At 57.6% G+C, this 13,267-nt stretch carries 11 protein-coding genes and 1 pseudogene; 5 read left to right on the top strand and 7 right to left on the bottom strand.

From position 1 onward, the window contains the following. Nucleotides 1–587 precede the first annotated feature (587 nt). A pseudogene (locus ACZ0A4_RS09120) lies at nucleotides 588–1,501 on the top strand (aldehyde dehydrogenase family protein). A gap of 70 nt (nucleotides 1,502–1,571) precedes the next feature. Here ACZ0A4_RS09120 and ACZ0A4_RS09115 read toward each other — a convergent pair. From ACZ0A4_RS09115 to ACZ0A4_RS09105, 3 genes are all read right to left on the bottom strand, one after another. Next, nucleotides 1,572–2,792 (bottom strand): MFS transporter, encoded by a 1,221-nt coding sequence (locus ACZ0A4_RS09115; protein WP_463577519.1) that lies wholly within the window; start codon nucleotides 2,790–2,792, stop codon nucleotides 1,572–1,574. 100 nt (nucleotides 2,793–2,892) lie between these two features. Further along, on the bottom strand, nucleotides 2,893–3,252 hold the full coding sequence (locus tag ACZ0A4_RS09110; RefSeq protein WP_463574208.1) for a hypothetical protein: 360 nt from the start codon (nucleotides 3,250–3,252) through the stop codon (nucleotides 2,893–2,895). Between the two features lie 570 nt (nucleotides 3,253–3,822). Then, nucleotides 3,823–4,728: a LysR family transcriptional regulator gene (locus ACZ0A4_RS09105; RefSeq protein ID WP_463574206.1), complete on the bottom strand. Its 906-nt coding sequence runs from the start codon at nucleotides 4,726–4,728 to the stop codon at nucleotides 3,823–3,825. A gap of 94 nt (nucleotides 4,729–4,822) precedes the next feature. Here ACZ0A4_RS09105 and ACZ0A4_RS09100 point away from each other — a divergent pair, with 94 nt between their 5' ends. Beyond that, the gene (locus ACZ0A4_RS09100; RefSeq protein ID WP_463574205.1) at nucleotides 4,823–5,989 is read left to right on the top strand and encodes an MFS transporter; all 1,167 of its coding nucleotides are present in this window, start codon (nucleotides 4,823–4,825) and stop codon (nucleotides 5,987–5,989) included. A 196-nt stretch (nucleotides 5,990–6,185) separates the two neighbouring features. On the opposite strand, the gene ACZ0A4_RS09095 is transcribed toward ACZ0A4_RS09100, so the two are convergent. Together ACZ0A4_RS09095 and ACZ0A4_RS09090 are read right to left on the bottom strand one after the other, a co-directional pair. Further along, nucleotides 6,186–7,307: an SMP-30/gluconolactonase/LRE family protein gene (locus tag ACZ0A4_RS09095; RefSeq protein ID WP_463574203.1), complete on the bottom strand. Its 1,122-nt coding sequence runs from the start codon at nucleotides 7,305–7,307 to the stop codon at nucleotides 6,186–6,188. Nucleotides 7,308–7,473: 166 nt separating this feature from the next. Next, nucleotides 7,474–8,607: an alanine--glyoxylate aminotransferase family protein gene (locus tag ACZ0A4_RS09090; protein WP_463574202.1), complete on the bottom strand. Its 1,134-nt coding sequence runs from the start codon at nucleotides 8,605–8,607 to the stop codon at nucleotides 7,474–7,476. A 127-nt stretch (nucleotides 8,608–8,734) separates the two neighbouring features. Between ACZ0A4_RS09090 and ACZ0A4_RS09085 the strand changes: the two genes are divergently transcribed. Next, nucleotides 8,735–9,346 (top strand): dTMP kinase, encoded by a 612-nt coding sequence (locus ACZ0A4_RS09085; RefSeq protein ID WP_463574200.1) that lies wholly within the window; start codon nucleotides 8,735–8,737, stop codon nucleotides 9,344–9,346. Between the two features lie 23 nt (nucleotides 9,347–9,369). Here ACZ0A4_RS09085 and ACZ0A4_RS09080 read toward each other — a convergent pair whose 3' ends face one another. Further along, complete coding sequence (locus ACZ0A4_RS09080) at nucleotides 9,370–10,668, bottom strand: MFS transporter (RefSeq protein WP_463574198.1); 1,299 nt, start codon at nucleotides 10,666–10,668, stop codon at nucleotides 9,370–9,372. A 316-nt stretch (nucleotides 10,669–10,984) separates the two neighbouring features. Between ACZ0A4_RS09080 and ACZ0A4_RS09075 the strand changes: the two genes are divergently transcribed. Beyond that, nucleotides 10,985–11,233, top strand: coding sequence for a hypothetical protein (locus tag ACZ0A4_RS09075; protein ID WP_463574196.1), 249 nt, complete (start codon nucleotides 10,985–10,987; stop codon nucleotides 11,231–11,233). Nucleotides 11,234–11,296: 63 nt separating this feature from the next. Beyond that, nucleotides 11,297–12,226: a ZIP family metal transporter gene (locus ACZ0A4_RS09070; RefSeq protein ID WP_463574195.1), complete on the top strand. Its 930-nt coding sequence runs from the start codon at nucleotides 11,297–11,299 to the stop codon at nucleotides 12,224–12,226. Nucleotides 12,227–12,255: 29 nt separating this feature from the next. Here the strand turns inward: ACZ0A4_RS09070 and ACZ0A4_RS09065 are convergent, their stop codons facing one another. Then, on the bottom strand, nucleotides 12,256–13,215 hold the full coding sequence (locus ACZ0A4_RS09065) for an EamA family transporter (protein ID WP_463574194.1): 960 nt from the start codon (nucleotides 13,213–13,215) through the stop codon (nucleotides 12,256–12,258). Nucleotides 13,216–13,267 lie beyond the last annotated feature (52 nt).

The raw sequence follows: 13,267 nt of genomic DNA, 5'->3' as shown, positions 1-13,267 counted from the left end.
ATAGTAGGAATGCGCTAAGCCTAAAGCGCAAAAACAAGCCCACTTGAAGGTAGTAGGAATTCGCAGTTGGCCAGGAAAATCATCGACCGTTTTCAGAAATCAAGTGAAACAAATTTTAACGTAATCGATGACAAGCTGAGAATTTCAATGGGTGGAAAACTTTCAGACCCACGCACTGAAAAATAGAAATGCTATGAAGGTCAACGAGTTATAAATTAGTTGTACAGGTCGAACGATTTTGTCACGCATTGCGACTTAATCGATGACTGCATTCCCGAGCATTGCGGTTACATGCCTTCATGAGCCGACGAGCGGTGATTCTGCTGACCAGTTAATGACTACCAAGACAGTCGCAAATGGCCATGCCAACGCTGACATCAGTGGCGGGCACGTCGTAATAACTCCAGAGCGAAGCGGAATGCTTGGGTGCCGTGGCGAACTCAATTACCCTTCAGGGAGCTGCCGTCGTACAACGAACCGCGCAGTACTTCGGACTCCATATAGGAATACAGCCTTGGTGGTCGAATCGAGGTACTCCACGCCCACCAGGCTGCTGCGGCTGCACCGCCTTCATCAAGCCTAGCGAGATGAGCGCGTTACAGACGCAGGTCGTGGTCAGGGCGTTGCACGAAGCGGGGCTGCCACCGGGTGTATTCAATGTCATCAACGGACGGGGCGATGTGGTTGGCGAGGAGATCGCCCGTCATCCCGACGTTGCCAGGATTTCGTTCACGGGTTCGTCCGCTATCGGCCAACATCTGGTCAAAACCGGTGCGGACACTATGAAGCGTGTGACGCTTGAGCTCGGCGGCAAGTCGCCCACCGTGGTACTTGACGATGCGGATTTCCAGGCAGTCATGCCGATGGTGCTGCAAGCCGGATTTCTCAACAGCGGCCAGGCTTGCATCGCAGGCACTCGCATCCTCGTGCCGCACCGCCGGCTGGCAGAGTTCGAGCGCATTGCGAAGGAGGGCGTCTCACAGATCCGATCGGACGATCCGCGTAATACCAACACCGATATCGGCCCGATGGTGAGCCAGAAACAATGGAAAAGGGTGCAGCGCTACATCCGCACCGGCCAGGAAGAAGGCGCGAGGTTGCTGGCGGGTGGCGAAGGTCGCCCGGAAGGCTTGCATGCCGGATGGTTCGTGAAACCCACGATCTTCACTGATGCCAACAACCGGATGCGCATTGCGCGCGAGGAAATCTTCGGCCCCGTGCTGACAATCATTTCTACGAGGACGATGCCGATGCGATCAGCATTGCCAACGATACAGACTATGGGCTGAGCGCTCTGGTGCTGGGAAAAAGCGCTGAACGTTGTATGAACGTCGCACGTCAGATCGATGCGGGGCGCGTGCTCATCAACACCCTGGCCCACGAACCACGTGCCCCTTTCGGTGGATTCAAGCATTCAGGCCTTGGGCGCGAAATGGGCAGGTGGGGGATGAGCGCGTATCCGGAGTTGAAGACGTTGATCAGCGATGACCCGTTGAAATGACTGGGTCAGGTTCTTGTCTGGGGCACTGCATCCGTCGTCCGGGCTATCGGGCACATTCTCAGGAGACATTTCATGGGGTCATGACTGCCGCTAGTTTCGGATGGTTTTTTGCGTAATACAGCTCTGACTCTGCGTCATCTTCCAGGAAGTGCCATATCTTTTTTGATCGCATGGAATATATGACGATAATCAGAAATACCCCAAGATAAAGCCACATCAAACTGGTTGCGCCGGACCTGGACATGATGGCGCCCGTCATCATGAATGAGACCGAGCTTCCTAGCTGACTGATCACTAACGTGGATGCCATCAGTCGCACGCGTACGCCGGAGGGGATCGATATGACTCTCTTGTCCATTCCGACCATCGTAATGCAAGCACTTGCCGCCCCAGCGAAAAACAGGCAAGCACTCAACTGCCAGATTTCGTCTGCTTGCGCCGCTGCGCAGAGTGCAAAAGTTAATAATGCCCAACATCCGAGATACTTGTTGCGCTGATGTTGCCTTTTGCTAATCAGCGGGCTTAAAAAGAACAAACCTGCAACGGCTCCACCGGCGAATACCGCATTGAACAAGCCAACGCTACCTTCAGCTAGACCGTGAGTGTGTATGAGCGTTGGCACCAGCATCGGTACGGTCGCTGTGACGGCAAAACCAAGTAGTAATCCGGAAAAGGTCAAAAATTGTTCTGGCGGTAGAACGCATTTGAGTTTAAGCCCTAAAAGCATGTCATTAATAAGATCAGTTGATGGTTTTCTACGTTGTAGGGCAGGGGCTGCGCTAACCGGTAGCGCCATGACTGAAACCACAATGACGAATCCCACTATCGATACAAATAGCAGCGAGCTTTCCAGTGAAGAAACCGTAATCACAATACCCGCCAACAAAGGCCCCGCAACCCGGCCGACAGTTACAACGATGCGCCGGACGCGAAACGCAGCGTCCGCACGGTGTTTATCAACGGTTTCCGCAGGATAGATGCCCAAAAGAGGCTGGATCATTCCAAAGGCTGATGCAGCTATCACATCGATCAGTATCAGGGCATCAAGCGAATACCAGTTTGCGGCAAAAAAGTATCGCAATACGCTCGCAATCAATACCGCAAAACAGCCGACCTTAAGCGCTGTGCTGCGACGCATTGACTCAACACGCGGCGCCAGACACAACATTGAAATGATCGCCGCGAGTGCCAGGGCTGTTTCATAGGCTGCCAGCTCCAAGAGGCTTCCTCGCTGCACGATAATCAGAGGTAGCGTAGTATTCCAACAGCCGAGGTAGATCCAAAGTAACAAGTCCAGGCAAAGATACTTTCGAAATATACTCAATTGATAATTTCCTTGCTTCGTATGAAGTTCGCAACAGCTTCATGCCATTGCGAACCCTTCATACGAATCAGCCGGCTACGAAATGATTAACCTTGAAGCTTTCTGCACTCACGCCAAACTTCGAAAAGAGGTGGCTGTGCATTTTATTCTTATAAATATCTCGGTTTTGATCAAAATACTCTCGATCATACCACCTTACGCCGAAGAACATGGTCAGCCCCCTTATCACCGTAGCCAGTTGCCAGTCGTAGAAAACAGCCTCAACCGGTCGAGCTCCCAGTCGTTCGTCAGACTCCATCACTGCAACAATACACTTGTCCAGCTCGTCCTTACTTGAAAAAACCACTTCGCAGTTGGTCAGCGCAATAATTGGCTTATCAAGTTGACGTTCTTTGCCAAAGACGACTTCGTATGTTTGAGATTCCATTCTTGCCTCTACGTATTTATGAGTGATTAACACGTTTGCTTTCAGAAGCTTCCAATCCATAAAGCGGACTGGTTCAACATGGAGGCTCTCGGCGCAGACCATTGTAGATGTCGTATGTAAAACGAAATCGAAATCACAGTAGTCGGCGAGAACCGCCTTGTCAACTCAACAAGACAGCGGGGCGGAAAGGCTTATTAAACTGCGCAATATAAAAAGCTTTTTACCGTCCAAAGCAACGGAGTTACTTTGCAATGCAGTTGAGTGGCGGGGTAATTAAGATCAACTCAAAAGACGCTGTCAAACTATATTTTCGTGCACCATTTTGGTAAATAAACAATGATGCGTAGAAGCTTTATTTTTGGAGGGTTAACTAATCGAGCATCAAAATGGGGCATGTAAGAAAGGTTTCGTGCACATGCAGAGAGCGGAAGGTTTTGCGTGAATATACAAAAGACTTCGTTAAAATTTCTCGGTCAGCCATGCCGGTGTCACGATTGCTCCTGTAGGGCAGACACCTATTGGTAAGACGTCCAAAAAGGCCATGGCCACTTCAACATCATCAGTATCAGCTTACGTCTCGGCTGACATCCGGTGATGTTCCACCAGGAAGTCCACAAACAACCGCACCCGCGCCGGCATCGTCGCGCCCCCGACGAACACCGCATGAATCGGCTCCTGATCCCCGGGGTTCCAGGCTTCCAGTAGCGCAATCAGGTCGCCGCGCTGCAGATCCTCACTCACGCTGAACGCACCGATACGGGCAATGCCGGCGCCCATTCGCGCGAGTTGTGCCAGCGCTTCACCACTGCTGCATTCGATATTGCCGCTGACCTTCAGGGAAAACGCTTTGCCATCGCGGATAAATGGCCAGTTGGGTTCGGCACGCTTGAAATTGAAGCGCAGGCAGTTGTGCTGCAGCAGGTCTTCCGGTTCCTGGGGGACGACGTGGCGCTGTAGATACTCGGGCGATGCCACCACGACCTGGCCGGTGGTGCCGATTCTGCGTGCGGTCAGCGGGCTGTCGGGCAGATGACCGAAGCGAACGGCGACGTCGGCTTGCCCACCAAGAATGTCGACCACTTCGTCGCCGAGGGTGAGGTCGACGACGATGTTCGGGAAGCGGGCGCTGAAGGCTGCGACCAACGGAACGATGGCCAGCCTCCCATGGCCAAGAGCGGCACTGACCCGCAATCGCCCTCTGGGCACGCCTTGATCGGCGATGGCTTCTTCGACCTCGTCCATGTCGGCGAGGATACGCCGGGCGCCGCGCAGGAACGCTTCACCCTCTGCCGTGAACGTGATCGCTCGGGTGGTGCGCAACAGCAGGCGGGTGCCAAGACGTTGCTCGGTGCGAGCGATGATCCGACTGACTGCCGAAGGTGTCAGGCCCAGCGCACGCGCGGCGGCCGACAGGCTGCCTTGCTGCGCCACGGTGGTGAACACGCTCATTTCACCTGACCTGCCGTTGAAATCCACTTGTGCCTCCTACGCAAAGGTGATTGCCAAAAATGCTATCTACCGCCTGAAAAGACAGGATCGTAGCATTGGCGGCATAGATAAGGAGTTTTCCATGCGTATCAATCCACCACTTGTTGCACTCGCCATCGGTGCCTTCGGCATCGGCGTTACAGAATTCGCCCCCATGGGCATGTTGCCGGGTATCGCTGCGGATCTGGGCGTTTCCATTCCCGCTGCCGGTTTGCTGGTCAGTGCTTATGCGTTGGGCGTGTTGCTCGGCGCACCGCTGATGACCCTGACCACCGGCAGGATTCCCCGACGCTATCTGCTGATCGGGCTCATGGCGATTTTCACTCTGGGTAATCTGATGTCAGCCCTGGCCACCGATTACTACAGTCTCATGGTCGCCAGGGTCGTGACCTCACTGAACCACGGTGCCTTCTTTGGCGTCGGCTCCGTCGTCGCCGCCACCCTGGTCGCCCCGGAAAAACGTGCCGGAGCGGTTGCGGCAATGTTCATGGGCCTGACCCTGGCGACCATCGGCGGTGTGCCGCTGGCCGCCTGGTTTGGCGAACTGTTCGGTTGGCGCACCGCGTTCTGGGGCATTACCGGCCTGGGCGTGGTGACGATGGCCGCGTTGTGGTTCGCTCTGCCCAACGTGCGGGCGCCGCAAAGTGTCGGTGTCATGGCGGAAATTCGGGTGTTGGGGCGCGGCCCGGTGCTGGCCGCGCTGGCCCTGACCGTCGTTGGCTCGAGCGCCATGTTCACTGTCTTCACCTACATCGCGCCGATCCTCAGCAGTGAGACCCACGCATCCACTGCCTACATTACCGCCATGCTGATGCTTTACGGTGTCGGGTTGACGCTGGGCAACATGTGGGGCGGCAAGGCCGCTGACCGCTCGATCGATCGCACCCTGATCGTCTCGCTGAGCGTACTGATTGGCGTCTTGTTGGCGTTCACCGTACTGATGCGTTGGCCGCTGCCGGCCGCCGTGGCTATCCTGATCTGGGGTATCGCCAGTTTTGCTTTGGTGCCGCCACTACAGATGCGCGTCATGGAAGCGGCGAAGGACGCGCCCAATCTGGCCTCGGCGGTGAACATCGGCGCCTTCAACTTCGGCAATGCGATTGGCGCGGCGCTGGGCGGTGCGGTGATCAGCAGCGGCCTGGGTTATCCGGCGATCTCCCTGGCCGGCGCGGCAATGGCAGGTCTGGGGCTGCTGATGGTGTTGGCGTTTGCGTGGCGTTCCAGAACGATTGAAGCGGCAACGGTGTGACAAGCTCCGGTCAGCCTGAAACAGCCGACCTGACGTAGCGACAAAAGCGCTTGATCGAGGCCCGCTCTGGCGGGGGAGGCGGCTGAGCCGCATAAAGGGTTCTGGTCTTGAAGAGGCGTTCGTATTGATGCCTGCATCCTGAGGAGAATACCGCGCATCCTCGGATGCGCGGCATCAGATTGTTTCGACAGCGGTTCTACAACGCAAACGTAGTCCCACGGGTATTTACAAACAGCGAATAGATCGAGTGACTACTGGCCATGAACAACCGATTCCCTTCGCGCCCCCCAAAGCACAGGTTCGGGCAACGTTCTGGCAACGAAATATGCCCGATGGCCTTGCCCTGCGGATTGAAAACGCGCACGCCGTCGAGTTTTTCCAGGTCAGCCTTGGGATCACCATTGCCACCCCAGCCGCACCACAGGTTGCCCGCTTCATCGCATTTGATGCCGTCGATGGCGGCATAGTCCAACCCTTCGATGTGCTTGCGGCGTTCGCCGAGTGTGCCGTCGTCCTTCACCGCAATCGCCCAGATCAGGCGATTGGGCTTGGCGCGACCTTCGACCACGTACAGGGTTTTCTCATCGGGAGAAAAGCACAGACCGTTTGGGCCATTGAGGTCGTCGATGACCCGCGTGACTTTTTTGCTCTCGCCGTCGATGCGGTAAACGGCGTGGGGTTGGCTCGGGGTGATCTTGTGGCCTTCATAGTTGTTGCCGGTCTGGAAGGGTGGGTCGGTGAACCAGATCGATCCGTCACTTTTGCAGACGATGTCGTTGGGCGAGTTGAAGGGTTTGCCGTCGAAGCTGTCGGCCAGCACGGTGATCGTGCCATTGGCTTCGGTGCGCGTGATGCGCCGGCCTTCGCTGGTGGTCGTCGAACCTTCGCAGACAATCAGCCGCCCTTGGCGATCCCGGCACATGCCGTTGGAGAAGTTCGAGTGTTCGCGGTACACGCTGAAGGTGTCGGTGATTTCGTCCCAGCGCATGATGCGATTGTTGGGAATGTCGCTGACCAGCAAGTAGCGGCCATCACCGACCCACACCGGCCCTTCGGCCCAGCGCATACCGGTGGCAAGTTTTTCAACACTGGCGTTGAAAATGCGCAGCTCGAGGAAGCTGTCGTCGAGGATGTGAATCAGCGGATCCGGGTAGCGCTGACTCAAGGGTTCGGCGGCCTCGGCGATCCTCGTCAGTGCGGTGCTGCCAACGGTGGCGAGCGTGGCGGAAACGGCGAGGGATTTTTTCAGGAAGCTGCGGCGGGTGTTGCCTTGCGCTCGGTCGAGGCTTTCAGGTTTGGCGGACAGGCGTGAGTCCATGTAGCGATCTCCGTGGTTTTATTTTTTTTCGGGGAGACGTAGTAATACCTTGTGATAGGACATCGTACAAGTTGTTCGTTGTGCGCGGGCCACAGGTTGCATGTAGCGGTGGAAGCGAGTGAGCGCGACCTCCACCGTAAAATTGGCATGCGGGAACGAACAGATCTTAGCCAGCCACCACTTCATCCATTGCCTGCTCAAGCAGGCTGACCGTGCGCTCGATATTCTGCAGCTTCTCCAGTCCGAACAGCCCGAGGCGAAAGGTCTGAAAGTCGGCCGGTTCGTCGCATTGCAGCGGTACTCCGGCGGCGATCTGCAGGCCGTGATTGGCAAATTTCTTGCCGCTCTTGATATCGGCATCATCGGTGTAGCTCACCACCACGCCGGGAGCCTGAAAGCCTGGCGCGGCCACGCTTTTAAAGCCTCTGCCGGTCAACAACGCACGCACCCGATCGCCCAGCGCCTGTTGCTCGTCGCGGATCTTGTCGAACCCGTACGCTTGCGTCTCTTTCATCACATCGTTGAAGCGCGCGAGGGAATCGCTGGGCATGGTCGCGTGATAAGCATGTCCGCCCTGTTCGTAAGCCTGCATGATCTGCAGCCACTTTTTCAGGTCGCAGGCGAAGCTGCTGCTTTGCGTCTGTTCGATGCGTGCAAGCGCCGCAGCACTGAACATCACCAAGGCGCAGCAAGGGGAGGCGCTCCAGCCTTTCTGCGGTGCGCTGATCAGCAGGTCGACGGCGCATTTGTGCATGTCCACCCAGATCGCGCCGGAGGCGATGCAGTCCAGCACGAACAGACCACCCACTGCATGCACAGCGTCACCGACGGCCCGCAGGTACTCGTCAGGCAGGAGAATTCCGGATGAAGTTTCAACGTGGGGCGCGAAGACCACTTTCGGTTTCTGCGCGGCGATGGCGGCCAGCACTTCATCCAGCGGCGGCGGGGCGTAGGCTGCCTGGCGCCCCGTCTCGACCGGCCGGGCTTTGAGCACCGTGGTGGCCGCCGGGATGTTGCCCATCTCCAGAATCTGGCTCCAGCGATAACTGAACCACCCGTTGCGTATCACCAGACATTGCTGGTCGGTGGCGAACTGTCGCGCCACTGCTTCCATGCCGAATGTGCCGCTGCCCGGAACCACCGCCACTGCTTCGGCGTTGTAGACCTGTTTCAGGGTCGTGGAAATGTTCTTCATCACGCCTTGAAAGGACTGCGACATGTGATTGAGCGAGCGGTCGGTGTAGACCACGGAATACTCGACCAATCCCTCGGGATCGATGCTCGGATAGAGCTTTGACATGGTGACTCCTTTGGCAGAGGGGTAAACATCATTGGCAAGCAAGTGTAGGCAAAGGGCAGGGATCAGCTCATCGAAATGCGCAAATGAGGTTAGAGTGCTCAGCAATGTCTCAATCGTTGCGTGAACCATGAAGCTGCCGCTGTTTATTTCTCTGGATGGGCCCAAGGGCACCGGCAAAACCACATTGCTGGAGGCCGTTACCGCAGCGCTGCGGGCAGACAAGCACAAAGTCATTCGGTTGTGCGAGAGAAAAAGCGATCCCTACAGAGGTGAAACCATGGCCCTGGTCAACCAACTCGCCAGACATCCCTCGCGGGATCTGGAGTGGGCGGTGTGTCAGCGCCTTGCGGATAGCCGTCGCTGGATTTCCCAAGAAGTGCTGCCCAAACAGCCGCTGGACAGCATCATCCTGATCGACCGCTGGTATCCGTCAGATGCCGCATTTCGCCATGGCGTGCCGTTTGCCGAAATTCTGCAGTTGAACATGCAGCGAGGCGTGCGCGTGCCGGACCTGCATGTCGGCGTCGTCACCGCGCCGGATATTTCATGGGCGCGGGCAACGGCACGATCGCGTGGACTGGGCGGCACGGTGATCCAGAAACACGCAGAGCACGTCGTGTGTACCGAGATGTTCGAGCAGGCGGTTGCCGATCACGGCTGGATTTTGTGCCGTAACGAGGCAACCATCGAAGCCGCGACGATGCAGGTGGTTTCCGAGATCTATAAAGTGCTTGGCTGATAGTCGAAGGGGCGGCGCAAACCTCACCGTGCTTCACAGTGTGGCGAAGGCTCGCCGCTCAACGCATCCACCATCGGCGGATGCTCCTGCACCGCCTGACGCAAGTCTTCGGTCACCCGCAGTTCCGCACCTGTCGGTGAGAACGTCGCTGCTGCCGCAAACGGCGCGGGATTGGCCGGAACCGGGCGTTTGCCACGGCGCCAAAGGAAGAAGGTGACCATGCACAGATTGACCAGCGCAAATACCCAAAACAACCCATTGGCGCCGAACGAGTTCATCACCGGCGAAATCATCATCGGACTGATCGCCGAGCCCAGCGAGTTGATCAGCAGCAAGCCCTGAATCATCGGCACCAAGGCTTCGGCCGGGGCACGGTCGGCGGCGTGGCTGACGGCAACCGGGTAAAGCGCAAACACACCGCCGCCGAGCAGAAACAACATCACCGCTAGCATCGTTGTGGACAACGGCAGCAATACGATCACCAGCGACAACACCGTGCACGCCACCGTCAGGATCGTCAGTACCTGCAAACGATCCTTGCGATCGGACCAACGCCCGACCGGGTATTGCAGGAGCATGGCGCCGAGAATCGTCCAGGCCATCATGCTGCCAACCTCCCCGACATTCAGACCGCTGCGCTGCAGATACAACGGCAGCAAGGTGTAAATCGCCGCAATGGTGACGCCCGAGCCGAAACAGCCGACCAGCCCGGTCGGGGTCACGCCCAGCAGTTGCCGTGGCTTGAGCGGCTCGACCTGATCGAGCAGCGGCGACACGCGCGGCAGGATCACGATCGGCAACACCGACAACGAGGCAAGCATGCCGGCGACCATAAACGGCGCGCTGTCGCTGAGCCCGGTGATTTTGCCCAGCGTTGCCTGACCCAGCACACCGGCGCCGTACAGGACGATCATGTACAACGCGAGCAAGCGCCCACGAATCTTCGCGTCACCCGCCAAGAGCAGCCAGCTTTCGATCACCAGAAATACGCCGACCGTGGCCCAGCCGTTGATCAGGCGCAGGGCGAACCAGCCCCAGGTGTGATAAAACAAGCCCTGCAGCAGGATGGTCACGGCGATCAGCGAAGCAAAGCTGCCGTAGGCGCGGATATGACCGATGCGCAGAATCAAGCGGTCATTGAACACGGCGCCCAGGGTCAGGCCGATGAAGTAGGCCGATGAAACGACGCCGATCATCGTCGCTGATGCGCCGGCAGCGTCGAGTCGAAGGGTGGTAAGCGACGACAGAAAGCCGTTGCCCAGCGCAACAATGAACAGCCCGAGCAGGGGCGCCAGCGCCATGGCCAGCAAACGCGGAGACATAAAAACCTCTAGAGATCGAACAGCGCAACGTGCGCCTCTGCGCATGCGATTGCCAAGCCGGGGTGTGTGGTGCAGGCGCCCGCCAGACGGGCAGGGCGGTTGGATACGTTTCGGTCACCAGATCCGGCGACTGCAAGAGCGCGCGGATTCTAAGGCTTGCGCAGGATTTGCCAATAGCTGTTGACTGCGACGCTTGGACGCAGGCAAACAAAGGCAGAGATATAACGACAAGCTTTCAGTCATCCGCTTTTCTTCAGACATTTTGAACCTAACCCGAAATCGGTCGCTCAACCGGGAAATGTTCGGGGTGGGCGAAATGAACGCGTTCAAGAATCAACTGACATTCGCACAAGAAACCAGATTACTCGCGTTGGCGACTTGGCAACGCGCACTGGAAAACCTTGAATTGCGCATGGACTGTCCAGATGCCTATCACGACGAACTGCTGCGCCAGTCGGATGAAATGGATCGCTTGGGCATCCTCAGCTGGGACGAGTGGCGCGACCTGCGCAGAGAAGCAGACGTCGCGTACCTGCGCGCAGTCGCTGGAGACGATTACCATTGAGGTCATGTACGGTCGTTATCCGCATCCGCTGAAAAGATCGACTCAAGACAACAGGAGATTTCCATGCCCGAGCCGTTGACCTCATCAGGCGCACCCGCTCGCTCCTGGTTCGCTCGTTTCTCAGGGTCTGGATGGGGCGGGCGCGTCTTCTGGTCAATTCTGATCGGGGTGACAATCTTCCTGCTGATTAGCGGGTATGGCGCCTTCGTCGGGGCCAACAAACAGAATCTGTACTTCGCCTTTATCGGTGGCATGACCGGCTTCGCTGCGACGGCAATGGGTGCTGTCGTAGCGATCGCGTTGCGAGACATCGCCGCCCGAACCCAAGACATCATGCTCGGCTTCGCTGCCGGAATGATGCTGGCCGCCAGTTCGTTTTCGCTGATTCTGCCTGGCATCGAAGCGGCTCAGGCGCTTTGCGATAACCAACTGCTCGCAGCCTGCGTCGTCGTCGCAGGTTTGGGATTGGGCGTAGCGCTGATGGTCGGTCTTGATCGTTTCGTCCCTCACGAACACGAGAAAAGCGGACGCCGTGGGCCGGACGCGCAGCGCATCAATCGTGTCTGGTTGTTCGTGCTGGCAATCACACTGCATAACCTGCCGGAAGGCATGGCCATTGGCGTGAGCTTCGCCAACGGCGATATGAAGGTGGGACTGCCGCTGACGACTGCCATCGCCATTCAAGACATTCCCGAAGGTCTGGCAGTCGCCCTGGCATTACGCGTAACCGGCATCTCCGCACTGCGCGCAGCCATGATTGCGGTGGGTTCTGGGTTGATGGAACCCATTGGCGCCATTGTCGGACTGGGTATTTCCAGCAGCTTTGCGTTGGGATATCCCATCGCGCTCGGTTTGGCCGCCGGGGCGATGATTTTTGTGGTGTCCCATGAGGTCATTCCCGAGACCCATCGCAACGGGCATGAGACCCCGGCCACCTTGGGACTGATGCTCGGCTTTGGGGTGATGATGTTTCTCGACACTGCTTTGGGTTAATCACGAACCTGACCACTGGAGAGAAACCCTCACGCACTGGCTTTAACCTCAGCCTTGACCACTGATTTACGATAAGTCAGCAAAACGATGCCCATGACCACAATCACCCCGCCGAAAATCTGTCCTTTGCTGAGCATTTGGTCCAGCACAATCCAGCCCATCAGCAGCGTTGCCAATGGCTCGATGTTCATGACCGGCGCATTGCGCGGCATGTCGAGTCGAGGTACTGAAATGAACAAGACGATAAAACCTGTGCCGTACAGCACCACCAAAGTGGCGAGGGCCAGCCATCCGGTCGAGGTGGCGGGCAGGTTCAGTCCGCCTGGGAGGGCGCCCGTCAGCCCTGCCAGGTTGACGCTGCTGAACACGATGAAAATGGTCAGCAGACTGCGCACCGAGCCACGTACCTGAGACAGTTTGTGGTCGGTGATCCACAGCGCACAGGCGAACACGCTGGCGGCGCAGAACGCGAGCGCGACGCCCGTCAGCCATTGCGCACTGACATCTGTCGTGGTTGAGAGCCGCCCGGGGACATCCAGCACAAACACCAGGCCCAATAGAATCAGCCCCATCAATGTCGCAGTGCGTGCGCTCGGTCGCTGGCCACCCAGCGCCCAAGTGAGCAATGCCAGCAGAATAGGGAATACGTTCGCCACCAGCAGGGCCAGCGCCACCGGCACCCGTGCGACAGCGGAATACAGACACAGACTCTGCGCAGTGATCAGCAACCCCAGCAACAGTTGCCAGCGCCACGCGCCCACCGGCAAGCGCGGGCTTTGTCTTTGCCACAGGACGAGGATGGCGAGCACCAGCAAGGTCCCGCCGGAACGCATCAAAATCGCCAGCAACACACCCGCGCCATCATCAAAGGCGACTCGCGCCGCCACATGATTGCCGGCAAACGCACAGCCCATGCACAACAGAATGATCACAGCCAGATATCGAGGGTAGGGCGGCGGCACGGTTTGCGTAGCGGTAGGGTGAGGCATGGCAGATCTCAAGAGTAATAGCCGCTCAAGGCGACCCGGTTTTTATTATGTT

This window comes from Pseudomonas sp. AC172 (assembly GCF_979258595.1).
Note: the sequence above shows the minus strand (reverse complement) of the source record. Positions and strands in the feature narration are given on the sequence as shown.